The 17187-nt window shown below is 69.5% G+C and carries 21 protein-coding genes; 7 read left to right on the plus strand and 14 right to left on the minus strand.

The window, feature by feature from the left end; all coding sequences use genetic code 11:
• Position 1 precedes the first annotated feature (1 nt).
• Together AC068D_RS17305 and AC068D_RS17310 are read right to left on the minus strand one after the other, a co-directional pair.
• Complete coding sequence (locus AC068D_RS17305; protein WP_478823848.1) at positions 2-1648, minus strand: ABC transporter substrate-binding protein; 1647 nt, start codon at positions 1646-1648, stop codon at positions 2-4.
• Positions 1649-1675: 27 nt separating this feature from the next.
• Entirely contained in the window at positions 1676-2884 is a 1209-nt protein-coding gene (locus AC068D_RS17310; RefSeq protein WP_478823849.1) for a C45 family autoproteolytic acyltransferase/hydolase, read from the minus strand.
• A gap of 113 nt (positions 2885-2997) precedes the next feature.
• Between AC068D_RS17310 and AC068D_RS17315 the strand changes: the two genes are divergently transcribed.
• Positions 2998-3915 (plus strand): MurR/RpiR family transcriptional regulator, encoded by a 918-nt coding sequence (locus tag AC068D_RS17315; protein WP_478823850.1) that lies wholly within the window; start codon positions 2998-3000, stop codon positions 3913-3915.
• A 158-nt stretch (positions 3916-4073) separates the two neighbouring features.
• Here the strand turns inward: AC068D_RS17315 and AC068D_RS17320 are convergent, their stop codons facing one another.
• Positions 4074-4556, minus strand: coding sequence for an N-acetyltransferase family protein (locus AC068D_RS17320; RefSeq protein ID WP_478823851.1), 483 nt, complete (start codon positions 4554-4556; stop codon positions 4074-4076).
• 40 nt (positions 4557-4596) lie between these two features.
• Between AC068D_RS17320 and AC068D_RS17325 the strand changes: the two genes are divergently transcribed.
• Entirely contained in the window at positions 4597-5004 is a 408-nt protein-coding gene (locus AC068D_RS17325; protein WP_478823852.1) for a DnaJ family domain-containing protein, read from the plus strand.
• 26 nt (positions 5005-5030) lie between these two features.
• On the opposite strand, the gene AC068D_RS17330 is transcribed toward AC068D_RS17325, so the two are convergent.
• The 7 genes from AC068D_RS17330 to AC068D_RS17360 all read right to left on the minus strand — a co-directional run bounded on the left by AC068D_RS17330 (position 5031) and on the right by AC068D_RS17360 (position 10581).
• A complete protein-coding gene (locus tag AC068D_RS17330) occupies positions 5031-5675 on the minus strand; it encodes a TetR/AcrR family transcriptional regulator (protein ID WP_478823926.1) in 645 nt (214 codons plus the stop codon).
• 164 nt (positions 5676-5839) lie between these two features.
• The gene (locus AC068D_RS17335; protein WP_407077648.1) at positions 5840-5914 is read right to left on the minus strand and encodes a 50S ribosomal protein bL37; all 75 of its coding nucleotides are present in this window, start codon (positions 5912-5914) and stop codon (positions 5840-5842) included.
• Positions 5915-6016: 102 nt separating this feature from the next.
• Positions 6017-7348 carry a dicarboxylate/amino acid:cation symporter gene (locus AC068D_RS17340; protein ID WP_478823853.1) on the minus strand — a complete coding sequence of 444 codons (1332 nt, stop codon included), beginning with the start codon at positions 7346-7348 and terminating at the stop codon, positions 6017-6019.
• A 384-nt stretch (positions 7349-7732) separates the two neighbouring features.
• Positions 7733-8029 (minus strand): DUF4229 domain-containing protein, encoded by a 297-nt coding sequence (locus AC068D_RS17345; RefSeq protein ID WP_478823854.1) that lies wholly within the window; start codon positions 8027-8029, stop codon positions 7733-7735.
• A 56-nt stretch (positions 8030-8085) separates the two neighbouring features.
• Positions 8086-8610, minus strand: a complete 525-nt coding sequence (locus AC068D_RS17350; protein ID WP_478823855.1) for an N-acetyltransferase family protein — start codon at positions 8608-8610, stop codon at positions 8086-8088.
• Positions 8611-8824: 214 nt separating this feature from the next.
• Entirely contained in the window at positions 8825-9988 is a 1164-nt protein-coding gene (gene mqnE / locus AC068D_RS17355; protein WP_478823856.1) for an aminofutalosine synthase MqnE, read from the minus strand.
• 137 nt (positions 9989-10125) lie between these two features.
• On the minus strand, positions 10126-10581 hold the full coding sequence (locus AC068D_RS17360) for an Lrp/AsnC family transcriptional regulator (protein WP_478823857.1): 456 nt from the start codon (positions 10579-10581) through the stop codon (positions 10126-10128).
• A gap of 114 nt (positions 10582-10695) precedes the next feature.
• Between AC068D_RS17360 and AC068D_RS17365 the strand changes: the two genes are divergently transcribed.
• Positions 10696-10860 (plus strand): hypothetical protein, encoded by a 165-nt coding sequence (locus tag AC068D_RS17365; protein WP_478823858.1) that lies wholly within the window; start codon positions 10696-10698, stop codon positions 10858-10860.
• On the opposite strand, the gene AC068D_RS17370 is transcribed toward AC068D_RS17365, so the two are convergent.
• Positions 10857-11528 (minus strand): UbiX family flavin prenyltransferase, encoded by a 672-nt coding sequence (locus AC068D_RS17370; protein WP_478823859.1) that lies wholly within the window; start codon positions 11526-11528, stop codon positions 10857-10859. The genes AC068D_RS17365 and AC068D_RS17370 overlap by 4 nt on opposite strands.
• Before the next feature lie 93 nt (positions 11529-11621).
• Here AC068D_RS17370 and AC068D_RS17375 point away from each other — a divergent pair, with 93 nt between their 5' ends.
• Positions 11622-12233: a rhomboid family intramembrane serine protease gene (locus AC068D_RS17375; RefSeq protein ID WP_478823860.1), complete on the plus strand. Its 612-nt coding sequence runs from the start codon at positions 11622-11624 to the stop codon at positions 12231-12233.
• 176 nt (positions 12234-12409) lie between these two features.
• Here the strand turns inward: AC068D_RS17375 and mqnP are convergent, their stop codons facing one another.
• Together mqnP and AC068D_RS17385 are read right to left on the minus strand one after the other, a co-directional pair.
• Complete coding sequence (gene mqnP / locus AC068D_RS17380) at positions 12410-13312, minus strand: menaquinone biosynthesis prenyltransferase MqnP (protein WP_478823861.1); 903 nt, start codon at positions 13310-13312, stop codon at positions 12410-12412.
• Positions 13309-14760 (minus strand): menaquinone biosynthesis decarboxylase, encoded by a 1452-nt coding sequence (locus AC068D_RS17385; protein WP_478823862.1) that lies wholly within the window; start codon positions 14758-14760, stop codon positions 13309-13311. The genes mqnP and AC068D_RS17385 overlap by 4 nt, the downstream gene beginning before the upstream one ends.
• Positions 14761-14846: 86 nt before the next feature.
• On the opposite strand from AC068D_RS17385, the gene AC068D_RS17390 reads away from it, so the two are divergent.
• Genes AC068D_RS17390 through AC068D_RS17400 form a run of 3 tightly spaced genes read left to right on the plus strand, consistent with a single transcriptional unit; the run spans position 14847 to position 16624 of the window.
• Positions 14847-15161: a PLD nuclease N-terminal domain-containing protein gene (locus AC068D_RS17390; protein ID WP_478823863.1), complete on the plus strand. Its 315-nt coding sequence runs from the start codon at positions 14847-14849 to the stop codon at positions 15159-15161.
• Between the two features lie 46 nt (positions 15162-15207).
• Positions 15208-15663 carry a nucleoside deaminase gene (locus AC068D_RS17395; RefSeq protein WP_478823864.1) on the plus strand — a complete coding sequence of 152 codons (456 nt, stop codon included), beginning with the start codon at positions 15208-15210 and terminating at the stop codon, positions 15661-15663.
• Positions 15653-16624, plus strand: coding sequence for an isopenicillin N synthase family dioxygenase (locus tag AC068D_RS17400; RefSeq protein WP_478823865.1), 972 nt, complete (start codon positions 15653-15655; stop codon positions 16622-16624). Before AC068D_RS17395 ends, AC068D_RS17400 begins: the two co-directional genes overlap by 11 nt.
• Here the strand turns inward: AC068D_RS17400 and AC068D_RS17405 are convergent.
• Positions 16611-17141 carry an SRPBCC domain-containing protein gene (locus AC068D_RS17405; protein ID WP_478823866.1) on the minus strand — a complete coding sequence of 177 codons (531 nt, stop codon included), beginning with the start codon at positions 17139-17141 and terminating at the stop codon, positions 16611-16613. The genes AC068D_RS17400 and AC068D_RS17405 overlap by 14 nt on opposite strands.
• Between the last annotated feature and the right edge of the window lie 46 nt (positions 17142-17187).

The following is a 17187-nucleotide window of genomic DNA, read 5'->3' on the forward strand; positions in this document are numbered from 1 at the left end:
CCTACTCCGCACTCTTCTTGCCGAGATCGGCCGCCCACGGGTAGTACAGGTAGGCCATCGAGGCGGGCGGGCCGGTCAGTTCGGATCCCAGCACCAGCACGGACGGCACCTGGGCGACGGAGATCCACACGGCCGAGTCCGTGAACCTCTTCTGGGCCGCGACGACGAGCTCGGCGCGGTCCGCGTCGTCGAGGGTGGCCAGCGCCTTCCTGACCGTGGCGTCGTACTCGGGGTCCGCGAAGCCGACCCAGTTGTTGGACGAGCCGGTGAGGGCGTTGTCGTAGAAGCCGATGGGGTCGGCCTTGGAGATGTACCAGTCGCCCACGAGCAGATCGATCTCCGTGCGGGCCTTCGAGTCGCTGTAGAACTCCTCGAACTGCGCGGTCGGCACGGTCTCGATCCGGCACTTGAGGCCGATGCGCAGCAGAGCGGCGCGGACCGCGTTGGCGACGACCGAGCGGCCCTGGGTGGCGTCAGTGCCGACGACGATCGGCTTCTGGGGTGCTCCGGCTTCCTTCACCAGGGCCTTCGCCGCTTCGACGTCGTCGTCCGAGGGACTGGCGGGGGCTTCCGCGATCGCCTGTTGGGCGGCGTCGAACACCGGCTTCTGGTAACCCCACGCGCCGGATCCGACCGGTGCTCCCCAGGGCTGGACGAGCCCGCCGTAGCCGGACTTCGCGATGCCCGCACGGTCGAGGGTCAGCGAGAGCGCACGGCGGATCCGTGGATCCCTCAAGCCGCCGCGCTCGGTCGGTATCAGGACGAGGGCCGCCGTCGACGGCCCGTAGTGCTGTTCGAGGCCGGGCTTGCCCTTCAGCGCGGCAGCGGTGTTCGTGGACTCGGCGTAGGCCCCGTCGGCGGCACCGGTGGTCAGCGCATTGACCAGGGCGCTGTCGGCCGCCCAGCGGAAGACGAGCTTTCGGGTGAGGGGCTTCTTGCCCCAGTACTTGTCGTACGCCTCGATGGTGATCGATTCACCGGACTTCCATTCGGTGAGCCGGTAGGGGCCCGAGCAGGCGTCGCCCTGCCCGGGGGTGCCGAAGTCCTTGCCGGCGCGGGTCACCTGTTCCTTGTTCCAGACGATTCCGGCGTCGCCGGCGAGCGCCTTGGTGAACAGGGCGTCGGGCTCCTTGAAGGAGACGGTGATCTCCCGGGCCCCGGTCTTCCGCATCCCCGCGACGTTGACGAACTCGTCTCCCTGCTCCATGTCCGGGTCTGCGTGCCGTTGCAGACTCCACAGGACGTCGTCGGCGGTCAGCGGCGTGCCGTCGTGGAAGGTGACGCCGTCACGGACGGTCAGGACGAGCGTCTTCGCGTCGGGGGCGGTGGCCTTCTCGGCGAGGAACGGTCTGGTGCTCATGTCCGGCTGGAGCTGGTAGAGGCGCTCGCAGACATTGGTGAGGACGACGCGGCCCGCGCTGGAGCCCTGGGTGTCGAGGTCGAGCGAGTCGGGCTCGTCCTCGAGCAGCCAGGTCGCCTTCTCCAGGGCGCCTTCGGCCGTGGGGGTGGTGGGGGTGAGGCGCAGCTTGCTGATGTCGACTGGCTTGCCGCCGCCCGCCGCGTCCGGTGCTCCGCTGCATCCTGCGGCGGTGAGTACGGCCGCCGCCGTCATCAGGCCCGCCACGGCGGATCTCGTGGTGTGGTTCATGTGCGGGGTCTCCTGCCTTCTTCGCCGTCAGTTCTCGCCGTACGGGCCGTCGTAGAGGTTCCAGGGGAGGTGCTGGTACTCGTGGTCGCAGGGAGTCCCCGCGGTCACGTGGTAGTCCCCGGCCGTGAGATCGACGCAGGAGGAGACGAGCGTCGACCAGTGCTTGAGCACCGGTTGCCGGGGGTCGGGGTGGGTGCAGAGCGACTCGGGGTGTCCGAGGTGGTCGGACATCGCCTGACGGACGATCTTCCGCGATTCGTCCGGCCCGGTGGATTCACGAAGCCGGCGCAGTCCCTGCTCGGCACGGGGTACGCGCACGAGCGAGTCGGGTGCCATGGGCCGGTAGCCCGATGCGGCGAGCGGGCCGGGAAGGCCCGCCTGGTAGTGGTTGCCGTGGACGAGCAGTCCGTCCACGGGATACAGCCAGCCGTGACCGGCGGGGGTGGTCTCCAGGTCGACGGCGAATCCCTCACGGCAGCTGAGCAGTGCGTTGGAGGCGATGTGGGCGCGGGCGCGGCACAGCACATCGAGGGCGTCGCTGATGTTGTTCTGGTCGAGGACGGTGCGGCGTACGACGGTCTGCGGCAGGCCGACTGTGTCGTCGAACCGTCCGCCGAGTCCGTTGGCATTGAAGGCGATTCCCGCGGAGTTTGCCCCCTGGCGGCCGACCTGTCCAGCCTCGACCTGCATGATGAGGGTGGGCTTGGGGGGCTGTACGACGCGCAGCATCACGACCGTGTCGGCAACACCCGCCCGCCAGTCCCAGTTCTGGCCGGCGTAGACATGTCCGTCGCCACTGGCAGGGCCGTACGCCACGAAGGAGGTGCAGCCCTCGGCCGGCTCCTCGTCCTCGGAGTCCGCGGCACCCGCCTTCATACCTGCGAAGGACCTGTCGTAGATCACCTCACCGCGGGCGTTGAGCGCGAGTACGTCGAGCAGGGTCACCCCGGCGCTCTCGGCGATGCCCCGCATCTCCTCGACGAGGTGGGGCGCGTAGTCGCTCACCGGCTCGAGCCACCGGGCGGCACGGGCCGTGACCCGGTCCCAGGTCAGTCCGGCGGACTGACCGAAGGCCGCCTCGTAGTAGGCGAGGGCGGCATGAATCTGCGGGAGGGCGGCCTCGCCGTACTGGCGGCCGCGCTCGAGGGGGGTCCCGGAGATCTCGATGACCGGCAGCTCGGGGACCGCGGGAGACGGCACAGGAAGGGAGGGGGAGGGAAGGGAGGGTGCTGACATGCTTCTCCTCGCGATGGAGCGCTCCCCCGATCCCGTCATGTAACGTGGATTTCAGGATGCGTTCCGTTTGGAATGTGTTAGCCAGGAGAGTAACGCCGGTCACACGGAAGTCAATGGGTGTAATGAAAATTCCAGGAGAGGCCGCGGAGGGCGAGGCCCCCGGCGACGGGGTGACCCGACTCAGGGCCGCCGTGCGCAACCAGTGGGACCAGCTGTCCGCACGCGAGCGTGCGGTCGCCCAATACCTGGCCAGCGCCCCCGTCGAGCAGCTGCTCTTCGCCGGCGCCCAGGAGATCGGCACCGCCAGCGGCACCAGCAACGCCACCGTCGTCCGCGCCCTCCAGCGGCTCGGCTACGCCGGACTGCCCGCACTCAAGCGCGAACTCGCGGCGGACTTCACCAGCGCGGTCGCCCCCGAAGTCCGGCTCAAGCAACGCATCGACCATCTCGGGAACGATGTGGACACCATCTGGGGCGAGGTCTTCGACGAGGCCGAGGAGCGCATCGGGCACACCCGACGACTCACCGAGCCCGCGGCACTGCGCCGGGCCGTCGCCGCACTCGCGCCCGCCCGCGAGGTGTTCTGCTACGGCGTCGCCGCATCCGAACTCGCCGCGCGGCACCTCGCCCTCGCGCTGGGCAGGATCGGCCGCCGGGCCCGCTTCGTCGGCGCCACCGGGTTCGCCCTGGCCGATGCGCTGCTCGCCCTCGGACAGGGCGACGCAGTGGTGATCTTCCAGCCGGGGCGGGCGCTCAGCGAGCTCACCGTGCTGGTGGAACGCGCCAGGGCCGTGGGCGCCAAGGTCGTGTTCGTCACGGACGAGCTGGGCGAGGCCTTCGCCGACCGGGTGGAGGCGGTTCTCACGGCACCCCACACCCCGACCGGCATCACGGCCGAGTCCCTGACCGGGCTGGTGATCGCGGACGTACTGCTCCTCGCACTCACCGCGCTGGACGAGACCCGGGCCGTGGAGTGCTCGCACCAACTGACGGCACTGCGGGAACAGCTGCTGGACCCGAAGCGCAGGTGATCCCCCTCAGGGCCGCGTCGCACCCCGCCGGCCCGCCAGTGCACTGACCGGAAGGGTCTGCCGGAAAGCCCGCGGCGTCCGGTGCCGGGATCTCCGCGGGCCCGGGGAAACCCCATGCTCTGACGCCGCGCGCCGGTCCACCAGGACGCGGGACAGCCTCAGAGCTCCCGGAAGAGGATGTTCAGCCCCACCGGACCGTGCACCGGATGCCGGAAGGCTCCCGGGACCGTTCCGAGGGTCCGGAAGCCCAGGGACTCCCACAGCTTCATGGCCGGGTTGGTCTCCACGACCGCGTTGAAGACCATCCCGGTGTAGCCGTCCCGGCGCGCCTGCTCGAGCACGTGCTCGCCGAGCCGCCGGCCGATCCCCCGGCCCGCCCGGTCCGGGTCGACCATGAACGCCGCGTTCGCGATGTGCGCGGCCGGGCCGCCGTAGTTGGGGCGCAGGTACGCCGACGCGACCAGCGTGCCGTCCTCGTCCTCCACCACGAAGACCCGGTTCGCGGATGCCATCCACAAAGCACGCGCGGCCGGCTCACTGGTGTCCGGGTCCCAGGTGTAGGTCTCCCCGGCGGACACGACCCGTTGCCAGATCGGCCAGATCCGGTCCCAGTCACCCGCCCTCACTTCTCTGATCAGCACACTTCGAGTGTGTCAGAGCCGTCCTCGTACGCTGGAGTGCATGACGGAGCGCAAGCCACCCGGCGTCAGTTTCGAGTCGTGGGTCGACAAGCAGATCCGCGAGGCGACCGAGCGCGGCGACTTCAAGGATCTGCCCGGCTTCGGCAAGCCGCTGCCGGACAGCGGAGAGCCCTATGACGAGATGTGGTGGATCAAGGGCAAGATGCACCACGAGGGCCTGGCATGCCTGCCGCCGTCCCTGGCCCTGCGCAAGGAGGCCGAGGACGCCCTGGAGGCAGCCGCCCGCGCACCCTCGGAAGCCGCGGTGCGCCGCATCATCGGCTGCATCAACGAGAAGATCGCCGCGGCCCTGCGCCGCCCGCCCCCGGGGCCGCTGCTCGGGCTGACACCCTACGACGTCGACGAGGTCCTGCACGACTGGCGGCTCGCTCGGGGCCGGCCGGACTGACGGGGGCACGACCACCCCCGCGCGCCTCACCGGTCGGGGGGTGACCAGCGCTCGCCCGTCATCAGATTGCCCAGGCCCTCCCAGGCGAAGTTCATCGCCGTCACGGCCGCCTCCTTGGCGGTGACGCCCGGCGTGTCGTTCGCCCACCCCGCCAGTGACTCCGCCGCGCCCACCAGGGCCTGCGCAAGCCCGGCGACATCACGGTCCGCCAGGTCCCCGGCACCGCGCGACTCCCGGGCCGCAGCCCCGATCAGCATGGTCACGAACGCCACGATCTCGTCCCTCATCACGGCGACCTGCGCGGCGAACGGCTCCCCGTGCGTCCGTGCCTGACGGTGCAGCACCGCCCAGGCGTCCGGGTGGTCCGTCGTGTGCCGGAAGAACGCCGTGAGGCCCTCCCACAACTGCCGGTCCGCCGGCAGCTCCGGATCCACTGCGGCCTGCACCGCGGCGATCAGAGCCGCGGACTCACGCCGGATGCACGCCGTGAACAGATCTTCCTTCGAGTTCAGGTACAGATAGACCAGCGGCTTGGACACGCCGGCGAGCTCGGCTATCTCGTCCATCGACGCCGCCCGGTAGCCGCGCTGCCCGAACGTACGCACCGCGGCGTCGAGCATCTGCCGCTCCCGCACCTCACGCGGCAGCCGCTTGCTGCTCCTACCGCCCACATCCACGCCCGACGCCCCTCCCGGCCCACCGATCTACTCCGCGGTAAGCCTACGGCCCGCCGTCGGCAGGAATTGCCGAAGGCCGGTCTCCACGGATGGGGACCGGCCTTCGGCGCCGTGCGCGGGCCTCGCGTCCAGACGCGTCGCGCTCGGGCGGCACTCGCTCAGCTGTTGGGGCGCTTGCCGTGGTTCGCTTTTCTCTTCTTACGGGCCCGCCGCTTGTTGCCACGCTTGGACATGGTGCAGATCTCCTTGTTCGGGCCTTCTGCATGTCCTGGTAAGTCTAGGTTCGCCACCATGGGCCCGCACCCACGGCTCGCCGGAGGACGGACGCCCCGCGGTCAGGCGGCGACGGGGACCGCCGGCTGCCCCACGGACTCGGGCGCCTCGACGCCGTCGACCGGCGAAGCCGATGCCGAGTTGTACGCCTCGAGGTCCAGGATCTTCTCCCGCGCGGCCACGACGACGGGGACCAGCGCCTGACCGGCCACGTTCGTCGCGGTGCGGACCATGTCCAGGACCGGGTCGATCGCCATCAGCAGGCCCACTCCCTCCAGCGGGAGGCCCAGCGTGGAGAGGGTCAGGGTCAGCATGACCGTCGCGCCGGTGAGACCCGCGGTGGCGGCGGACCCGACGACCGAGACGAAGGCGATCAGCAGATACTCCTTGACGCCGAGCTCGACACCGAAGATCTGCGCGATGAAGATCGCGGCGAGGGCCGGGTAGATCGCGGCGCATCCGTCCATCTTGGTCGTCGCGCCGAACGGAACCGCGAAGGAGGTGTACTCCTTCGGCACGCCGAGGCGTTCGGTGACCCTCTGGGTGACCGGCATCGTGCCGACCGAGGAGCGGGAGACGAAGGCAAGCTGGATGGCGGGCCAGGCGCCCTTGAAGAACTGCAGCGGGTTGACCCTGGCGACCGTCGCGAGAAGCAGCGGGTACACGCCGAACAGCACCAGCGCGCAGCCGATGTACACATCGGCGGTGAAGGTCGCGTACTTGCCGATCAGGTCCCAGCCGTAGTCGGCGATCGCATAGCCGATGAGGCCTACGGTGCCGAGCGGGGCGAGGCGGATGACCCACCACAGGGCCTTCTGGAGCAGCTCCAGAACAGCCTCGCTCAGGGCGAGGACGGGCTTGGCGCGGTCGCCGAGGCTCAGTGCGGCGATACCCGCGACGGCGGCCATGAAGACGATCTGAAGGACATTCAGCTCGGTGAACGGTGTGATGACGTCGGTCGGCACGATGCCGGTCAGGAAGTCGATCCAGGAGCCCGCGTGTTCCGGCTTCTCGCCGTCCTTCGGGGTGAGACCGGTACCGGCGCCCGGGTTGGTGAGCAGACCGATCGTGAGGCCTATCGCGACCGCGATCAGCGAGGTGATCATGAACCAGAGCAGGGTGCGTCCGGCGAGCCGGGCAGCGTTGTTGACCTTCCGCAGATTGGTGATCGACACCAGGATCGCGAAGAAGACGAGCGGGGCGACCGCCAGCTTCAGCAGCTGGACGAAGATGTCGCCGACCTGCCCGAGGGTCGTGTGGAGCCAGTTGATGTCCTGGCTGCGGGCCAGCCAGCCGAGCAGGGCACCGAGGACGAGACCGGTGACGATCTGTATCCAGAATGGGACGGCGGGTATGCGGCTGCTGCGGGTGGGCGTCGCGGAATTCGCGGACACGGGCACACTCCGGAAGACGTATCAGATGAAGAAGACGTATCAGATGAATACGGGAACAGGGGTGCGGCGCCCGTGCCTGGGGAACAGGGCGGCGCCGCTGTGATGCCGGATCAGACCGAGCGGCAACAGACCGCGGACATACAGCGGCAGAGATCGACGTGCAGGCGCGCCACGAGCGGGGTGCTCATGGCTGATCGAGGGCGCACTGCTGTCGTCATGGAAAGCACGTTAACACTTGAACTTTGAGAACCTCAAAGCCCTGCTTTGAGGCAAGGAGACACAAAGCTGTCGCACAAGCACGCACCGACGCCCCGGACTTGGAGCGGGTGCTCCTGGCCGGGGCGTCGGACGGACTGTGCGGATGTGAGGAAGCTTACGCTCCGCTTACTGGACGGCGCCGTCCTCGTGGTTGCGGTTCGCCTCCAGCCGCGACCTCGCCCGGTCGATCTTCGGGGCGATCTGCTCGGACATCGCGTCGCGCTGCTTGCGCAGGAGCACGTAGCTGAGCGGTGCGGAGATCAGGATGGCGAGGACCAGCACCCAGAGCAGGTTGGAGTCGCCGAGACCACGCGGCAGCACCCGCAGGTACACCAGTCCCCAGAGGGCGAAGAAGCAGCCGGCGAAGACACCGAAACGCATGAGCGTGTACCGGAGGGTCGCGCTCGCCTTGCTGTCGGACACAGCAGTCCCTTTCCCTTCACTGAATTGCCCGACCAGTGAAGCACGTGTCGATTCGATCAGTTCAGGGGGAGCAGCATCGTGATGTCGTCACGGTCGTCCCCGTCGGCGACCCGGATCGCGCCGGGCACCCGCCCGACCTCCTTGTAGCCGCACGATGCGTAGAACCGTTCCAGTCCTGTCCCGCCGCGGCAGGTGAGCCGTATCGCCTCGATGCCGTCGAAGGTGCGGGCGGCGTCCGCGGCGGCGTCGAGCAGCTCACGGCCGTAGCCCCGGCCTTGGTACCGCGGGTGGATCATCACGGTGTAGAGCCAGACCCAGTGCCGCATCAGCCTGTGGGTGTTGTGGGTGAGGAACGCGGCGGCGGCGAGCTGCCCTTCCTGGTCCACCCCGACGAGCAGGCGTGTGTGCCCCTCGGCCATCCCGGCCAGATGCGTCAGCCACTGGGGCCTGATGTCCTCCGCCGTCACCGATGGCACGAAACCGACGGCGCCGCCCGCGTTGGTGACGTCCGTCCAGAGCGCCAGGATCCCGTCCCGCAGCCCCGGGGCGACGGGCGGGTCGAGTCTGAACGCAAGAGCCATGCCCCCGACGGTAACAACCCCCGGGGACACCCCATCCCCCCGGTCACCGCCCGGGCCCCGGGGGCGATCGGAGGGCGGTCACCGGCGAAGTCCGCGGGCACGACCCGGGATCGGGCCGGGGCGCGGACCCGGCAGGTTCGGGCCCAGGGCGCCGGGGTCCGGGGGCACGGTCACCGGGTCGGCGGCCCGTGGGCCGCGGCACAGCCCCCGGGGTTCAGACGCGCATCGGCTGGGGGGACTCGCGGCGGTCCCCGTCCGGTCCCGGGTATTCGCGGATGACCTCGTAACGCGTGTTCCGCTCGACCGGGCGGAAGCCCGCGTCCCGGATCAGTTCCAGCAGGTCGTCGCGCGTGAGCTTGTTCGGGGTGCCGTAGTTGTCGGCGTCATGCGTGATCTTGTACTCGACGACCGAGCCGTCCATGTCGTCCGCGCCGTGCTGCAGCGCCAGTTGGGCCGTCTGCACACCGTGCATGACCCAGAAGACCTTGACGTGCCGGACGTTGTCGAAGAGGAGCCGCGACACGGCGAAGGTCTTCAGCGCCTCGGCGCCGGTCGCCATCGTCGTGCGCGCCTGGAGCTTGTTGCGGACCTTGCCGTCCTTCACGTCCACGAAGTCGTGCTGGTAGCGCAGCGGGATGAAGACCTGGAAGCCACCGGTCTCGTCCTGGAGTTCACGCAGCCGCAGGACGTGGTCGACGCGGTGCCGGGGCTCCTCGATGTGCCCGTACAGCATCGTGCACGGGGTCTTGAGACCCTTCTCGTGCGCGAGGCGATGGATGCGGGACCAGTCCTCCCAGTGCGTGCGGTGGTCCACGATGTGCTGGCGGACCTCCCAGTCGAAGATCTCGGCGCCGCCGCCGGTCAGCGACTCCAGTCCGGCGTCGATCAGCTCGTCGAGGATCTCACTCGCGCTCAATCCCGAGATCGTCTCGAAGTGGTGGATCTCGGTCGCCGTGAACGCCTTCAGCGAGACGTTCGGCAGGGCCTTCTTCAGTTCGCTGAGCGACCGCGGGTAGTAGCGCCACGGCAGGTTGGGGTGGAGCCCGTTGACGATGTGCAGCTCGGTGAGGTTCTCGTTCTCCATCGCCTTGGCGAGGCGGACGGCCTCCTCGATGCGCATGGTGTACGCGTCCTTCTCGCCCGGCTTCCGCTGGAACGAGCAGTACGCGCAGGACGCCGTGCACACGTTCGTCATGTTGAGGTGCCGGTTGACATTGAAGTGGACGACGTCGCCGTTCTTGCGCGTACGCACTTCATGGGCGAGGCCACCGAGCCATGCCAGGTCGTCCGACTCGTAGAGGGCGATGCCGTCCTCGCGGCTCAGCCGCTCGCCGGCCCGGACCTTCTCCTCCAGCTCGCGCTTGAGCCCCGCGTCCATGCGGCCGCCTCCCAGGTGTCTACGTACCGTGCTTCCCGGGACTGTGCCCTCCCGGCGAAAGCCCCCGGACTCCCGGAGGCTCCACCAACCGTACTCCCCCGCACTTTCCAGGCGGGGAGACCCCTCGGCGCTTCGTGTCACTCCTCCTCGGGAAGCTCCCCGACCCGGTTCTCCCACTTCGTGGAGAGCACGATCGTCGTACGCGTCCGGGACACGCCCTTCGTCCCCGACAGCCGGCGGATCGTCTTCTCCAGTCCGTCGACGTCGCTCGCCCGGACCTTGAGCATGTACGAGTCGTCACCCGCGATGAACCAGCAGTCCTCGATCTCCGCGAGATCGCGCAGTCGGCGTGCCACGTCCTCGTGGTCGGCCGCGTCGGAGAGCGAGATGCCGATCAGCGCGGTGACGCCGAGACCGAGTGAGGCGGCGTCGACGGTCGCCCGGTAGCCGGTGATGACGCCCGCCGCCTCCAGGCGGTTGATGCGGTCGGTGACGGAGGGACCGGAGAGTCCCACCAGCCGGCCGAGCTCGGCGTACGAAGCCCTGCCGTTCTCGCGCAAAGCCTGGATGAGCTGCCTATCCACGGCGTCCATATGCCTGAGCCTTCCATTATTCAGCGATACCGCAAGTTTACGTGTAGAATCTAAGGCACACAGGGCCGACACCCTGTGAATCTTTCAAACGATCAAAGACGATCCATACAGGAGATGACACTCACCGTGTACACGATCGAGATGGCCTACGCCCACATGCGACAGCTTCAGGAGCTGGCCAGCCGCTCGCGTGCTCACCAGCCTGCCGCCGCACACCGTGCCGACCGGGTGTCCCGCCCGGCCAACCGCACGGCCGGGAAGCGCCAGGCCTCCGCCTAGTCACCGCGGGACTGGGCACCCCCCAGTTCCCCCTCCCAACGGCGGTAGAGCCGGTGCGGCACCCCTGCCGCGTCCAGCACCCGCCCCGCGACGAAGTCCACCAGATCCTGGATGTGCGTCGCTCCCGCGTAGAACGCCGGAGAGGCGGGCAGCACCACTGCGCCCGCCTCGTCCAGCGACACCAGATGCCTGAGGGTCTGCCCGTTCAGCGGGGTCTCCCGCACCGCGACCACCAGCTTCCGCCGCTCCTTCAGCGTCACGCTCGCCGCGCGCTGCAGCAGGTCCTTCGACAGACCCAGCGCCACACCCGCGACACAGGCCGTGGATGCAGGCACGACCAGCATCCCCTTGACCGGGTAGGAGCCCGAGGACGGCCCGGCAGCGAGATCACCGGCCGCCCAGTGCCGTACGTCCGTGACATCCGCGTCGAAGGTGCCCGGCTTGCCGTCGGCGCCCCGCCCCAGCCACTCCCGCAGGTCGTCCCGCCAGTGCGCGTCCCGGAACGCGATCCCGGTCTCGTCCACGAGGGTGAGCCGCGAGGCCCGCGACACCACGAGGTCCACGCTCTCGCCCGCGTCCAGCAGCCCGCGCAGCACGGCGGCCGCGTACGGAGTGCCCGAGGCCCCGGAGACCCCGACGACCCAGGGGGTGCGGTTGGCGTCAGTCATGGCAATGAGCCTATCCGGCCACCGGAGGGAGGAACTGGGTAAGGTGCCCCGGACGTTTTCGGGGGAAGACACAGGAATCGCAGGGGGGCAGCGATGACGGACACACATCCCGAAGGGAGCCGCACCCGCCGGATGACGGCGGCCGGCCGGCTGATGCTGGGCTGGGTGGCACTGCTGTGGGCACTGGAGGCCGTCGACACCGCGACCGGCCACGCCCTCGATCCGTACGGCATCACTCCGCGCGACGTCACCGAGCTGCGGGACATCGTGCCCGCCGCCTTCCTCCACGGCGGCTTCGGCCATGTCGCCGCCAACAGCCTCCCGCTGCTCGTGCTGGGCTTTCTCGCCGCGCTGGACGGCATGGGCCGCTTCGTCCGGGTCGTCCTCACCGTCGTGGTGGCCTCGGGTCTGGGTGTCTGGCTGACCTCGCCCCCCGGCTCCGTCACGCTGGGCGCGTCCGGCGTGGTCTTCGGCCTCTTCGGTTATGTGGTGGTCCGTGGCTTCGTGGACCGCAGTGCGCTGGACGTGGTGGTCGGCCTGCTCGTCGCCGCTTTCTACGGCGGCTCGATGCTGTGGGGAGCGCTCCCCAACGACGCGGGCATCAGCTGGCAGGCCCATCTCTTCGGCCTGGCGGGCGGCGTGGCGGCGGCGTTCCTCTTCCGACGGCGCCGCCGGACGCCCCCGGCCGGGCTCATGGCCTTGTAGGGCTGCTCAGCCGGCGGCCGAGCAGCCCTCGGCTATCTCCGTCCGGCAGCCCGGGAACAATGCCCCTCGAACCGGCTGGGCTGCGCGTGCCTTCGGTCGTTCGGTCGTTCGGTCTCCGGGATTGTCACGGCCGGCCTCCCTGTCCACGCACCCGATGGCGGGAGGCCGCCCCGTGGTTACAGGGTCAGACCCCGAACGACCAGATCCAGCAGGGCGCACACGAACAGGGCGATCCCGATGAAGCCGTTGACGGTGAAGAACGCCCGGTTCAGCCGTGACAGATCGTGCGGCGTCACGATCGTGTGCTCGTAGACGAAGGCCACCGCGACGATCGCCAGACCGAGCCAGAGGAACAGGCCCGCTCCGGTCGCGAGGCCGTACCAGACCAGAAGGCCCATCGTGACCGCGTGGCAGACCCGTGCGCCCCACAGCGCAGCCGGGATGCCGAAACGGGCCGGGACCGACTTCACGCCGTGGGCGCGGTCGGCCTCGACGTCCTGACAGGCGAAGATCAGGTCGAAGCCGCCGATCCAGACGCCGACCGCGAGGCCGAGGACCACCGCGTCCCAGGACCAGGTCCCGGTGACCGCGATCCACGCCCCGACCGGGCCTATCGCCTGGGCGAGGCCGAGGATCGCGTGCGGGAAGTCGGTGAACCTCTTCCCGTACGGATAGACCACCATCGGCACGACCGCGAGGGGCGCGAGCGCGAGGCAGAGCGGGTTGAGCAGTGCCGCGGCCCCCAGGAAGAACACGACCGCGATGACCGCTCCGGTCCACGCGGAACGCACCGACACGGCGCCCGTGACCAGCTCCCGCCCGGCCGTACGGGGGTTACGGGCGTCGATCTCCCGGTCGATGATCCGGTTGCAGGCCATCGCGAAGGTCCGCAGCCCCACCATCGCGACGGTGACGAGCAGCAGCTTGACCCAGTCGACGTGACGGTCGAGCCGGAACATCGCGGTGAGCGAGGCGATGTAAGCGAACGGCAGCGCGAACACCGAGTGCTCGATCATCACCAGCCGGAGGAACGCCTTGGTGCGGCCCGGACCCGGTACCGTCGCCGCGGAGGCGCTCACAGGCCGTACTCCTTCCAACGGCGGTCGACCAGCGCGGCCGTTGCCGGGTCGGAGAGCACCATGTTCGGCCAGCCCCCGTCCCGGGTGTAGCCCTCCTCGGGCCACTTCTTCGTCGCGTCGATGCCCGCCTTGCCGCCCCAGAACTGCTGGTACGAGGAGTGGTCCAGATGATCCACCGGCCCCTCGACCACGGTCAGGTCGCGGGCGTAGTCGGTGTTGCCGAGCGCACGCCAGGACACCTCGTGCAGATCGTGGACGTCGCAGTCGGAGTCGACCACCACGATCAGCTTGGTCAGCGACATCATGTGGGCACCCCAGATGGCGTGCATGACCTTCTGCGCGTGCTTCGGGTACTTCTTGTCGATCGAGACGATGGCGCAGTTGTGGAAGCCGCCCGACTCGGGCAGGTGGTAGTCCACGATGTCCGGCACGATGATCTTGAGGAGCGGGAGGAAGAACCGCTCGGTGGCACGGCCCAGCGGCCCGTCCTCCGTCGGCGGACGCCCCACCACGATCGACTGGAGCAGCGGACGCCGGCGCATCGTCACGCAGTCGATGGTGAGGGCCGGGAAGTCCTCCTGCGGCGTGTAGAACCCGGTGTGGTCGCCGAACGGCCCTTCCGGCAGCGTCTTCCCCGGCTCCAGCCAGCCCTCGATCACGACCTCCGCCTGTGCGGGGACCTGCAGCGGCACGGTCTTGCAGTCGACCATTTCGATCCGCTTGCCCTGGACGAAGCCGGCGAAGAGGTACTCGTCGATGTCGCCGGGCAGGGGCGCCGTGGAGGCGTACGTCACGGCAGGCGGGCAGCCGAACGCGATCGCGACCGGCAGCTTCTCGCCGCGCCGCGCCGCCACCTGGTAGTGGTTGCGGCTGTCCTTGTGGATCTGCCAGTGCATCCCGATGGTGCGCTTGTCGTGGCGCTGGAGCCGGTACAGCCCGAGATTGCGGATCCCCGTGTCCGGGTCCTTGGTGTGGGTGAGGCCCAGGTTGAAGAACGACCCGCCGTCCTCGGGCCAGGTGAACAGCGCGGGCAGCTGATCCAGATCGACGTCGTCACCGCGCAGGACGACCTCCTGCACCGGGGCGTCCTTCACCTTCCTCGGCGGTACGTGCGCCATCGCTCCGAGCTTCCCGAACGCCTCGCGCACTCCGACGAACCCGTGCGGCAGTTCCGGCTTCAGGAGTCCGCCGATCTTCGCGCTGATCTCGTCGTACGACTTCAGGCCGAGCGCCTTGAGGAGCCGGCGGTCCGTCCCGTACACGTTCATCGCGAGCGGCATGGACGAGCCGCGCACGTTCTCGAAGAGGAGCGCGGGGCCGCCGGACTTCTGGACCCGGTCGACGATCTCCCCGACTTCCAGATACGGGTCCACTTCGGCCTTGATGCGCTTGAGGTCGCCCTCGCGCTCCAGTGCGCGGAGCAGCGAGCGAAGATCGTCGTAAGCCATGCCGTCCAGTATCTGCCACTCGCTAGGCTGGAGCTGTCACGGGGGCCGTTCACACGGCCCCGATCTCCGCACGCAGGGGGACGCCCATGTTCCGGGTGCTGATGTTCTTGGTGCCACTGGCACTCAGCATCTATGCCTTCATCGACTGCATCTCCACGGACGAGAAGGAGATCAGGTACATCCCCAAACCGCTCTGGGCGATCCTTGTGCTGCTCTTCCCCCTCGTCGGCTCGATCTCCTGGCTGATCGTCGGCAAGAACAGGTCCGTGCAGCGCCCGGCGCGGCGCGGCGGCTGGGTGGCGCCGGACGACAACCCGGAGTTCCTGAAGTCCCTCGACGAAGAGACCGACCCGGAGAAGGACCGGAAGCGGAAGGGGGACACGGACGGCGGCCAGTTCTGACCCACCGTGACTCGCGCCGGAAGCGCCACCGCAGGAAAGTGGGCACATGGACCAGGAGCAGACACGGCACTGGCTGGCCACCGCACTCGCCGAGGCCCGCGCAGGGCTGGCCGAGGGCGGCATTCCGATCGGAGCCGCGCTGTACGGCCCGGACGGCTCCCTCCTCGGTCGTGGCCGCAACCGCCGGGTCCAGGACGACGATCCGTCGCTCCATGCGGAAACCGCCGCCTTCCGCGCCGCGGGCCGTCGGCGCTCGTACCGCGGCACGACGATGGTCACCACCCTCTCCCCCTGCTGGTACTGCTCGGGGCTGGTCCGTCAGTTCGGGATCTCCCGGGTCGTCGTCGGCGAGGCGAACACCTTTCCCGGCGCCCACGGCTGGCTCGCCGCACACGGTGTGGAGGTGGTGGTCCTGGACGACCCCGAATGCACGACCCTGATGCGCGACTTCATCGGTGCGCACCCGGAGCTGTGGAGCGAGGACATCGGCGATGACGAGTGACCGCGTTCCCGGCGGCTCCCCGGCCCCGTCGTTGGACGCACCCGCGATTCCCGTGATCGACCTGGGGCCGTGGCTCTCCGGGGACAAGGAGGCCCGCGCCCGGACCGCCGACACCGTCGACGCCGCGCTGCGGACCGCCGGTTTCCTGCTCGTCACCGGACACGGGATCGACCCGCAGCTGCGGACGCAGGTCCGGGAGACGGCGCGCGGCTTCTTCCGTCTTCCGGCTGCCGTGAAGGAGCGGTACGCGGTGCGGGTGGGCGGGCGCGGCTGGCTGGGCCCCGGTGCGGAGGCCAACGGCTACGCGGAAGGCACGGCGACACCGCCCGATCTCAAGGAGTCGCTGTCCTTCGCGGCGGAGGAGCCGACCGGCGTACCCGCCGTCGACGCGGAGTGGTTTCTGCCGAACACCTGGCCGGGCGAGGTGCCGGGGCTCAGACCGGTGGTGGACACCTATCTGCGCCGGATGCGGACGCTCTCGGACCGGCTTCTCGAGCTGCTCGGCGTGGCCCTGGGCGAGCCGGAGGACTTCTTCACCCGGCACACCGGGCATCCGACCTGGGGCTTCAACATCAACTGGTATCCGGGCCGGGACATCGTAGGTGAGCCGCAGCCGGGCCAGTACCGCATCGGCCCGCACACCGACTTCGGCACGGTCACCGTGCTCGACCGGCAGACCGGCAGGGGCGGTCTGCAGGTCTTCACGGACGAGGCCGGCTGGCAGGACGCTCCCTGGGCGCCGGACTCGCTGACCGTCAACATCGGGGATCTGATGGCCCGCTGGACGGGCGGCCGCTGGTGCTCGGGGCGCCATCGGGTGCTGCCACCGCCCGCCGATGCACCGTCCGAGGAACTGATGTCGCTCGTCTACTTCTACGAGTGCGATCCGGGTACTGACGTACGGGGTGTCGACTCGCACACCTATCTGCGGGCCCAGCTGGACGCGATCACCGCCGGCTGACGTACTCGGCACGGAGCTGCCGGAAGCGGTCCGAGGTCCAGGACTGCCAGTCGGCCGGCCGCCCGTCGAGCGCGTCCGCGAGGTACTCGAAGTGCTGGTGCCAGCCGGCCAGATTGTCCAGGCGCTGCTCGTCGCTGCCGACGAGTTCGTTGGTGAAGCGCAGCACGGTCGCGAGCGAGTCGGCGGGCGCCGGCTCCATGTGGAAGCGGATCCGGCCGTGCAGCTCCACGCTGTACTCCGCGACAGCCTCCATGTCCCAGGCCGTGACCTGTCCGGAGACGACCGTCCCCTCGCCCTCCGCCGCCGCGTTGAGCCAGCGGAGCGTCACACGGCCGCCCAGATGCGGCTCCAGCAGATCGGCCGCGGCCAGCCACTGCGGCAGTCCCTCCGGGGTGGCGACGGCGGCCCATACCCGCACCACGGGGTGCGGCAGATGCAGCACGAAGTGCAGCACGTGGACCGTGCCGTCCTCGCCGTCGCGGGTCTCGCTGGTGCCATGGGGGATCGCTTCGGTCATGGCACCAGCGTCGCCCGTACCGGCCGGACCCGCTACCGGCTCTCGC

This window comes from Streptomyces sp. NPDC043861, assembly GCF_056435905.1.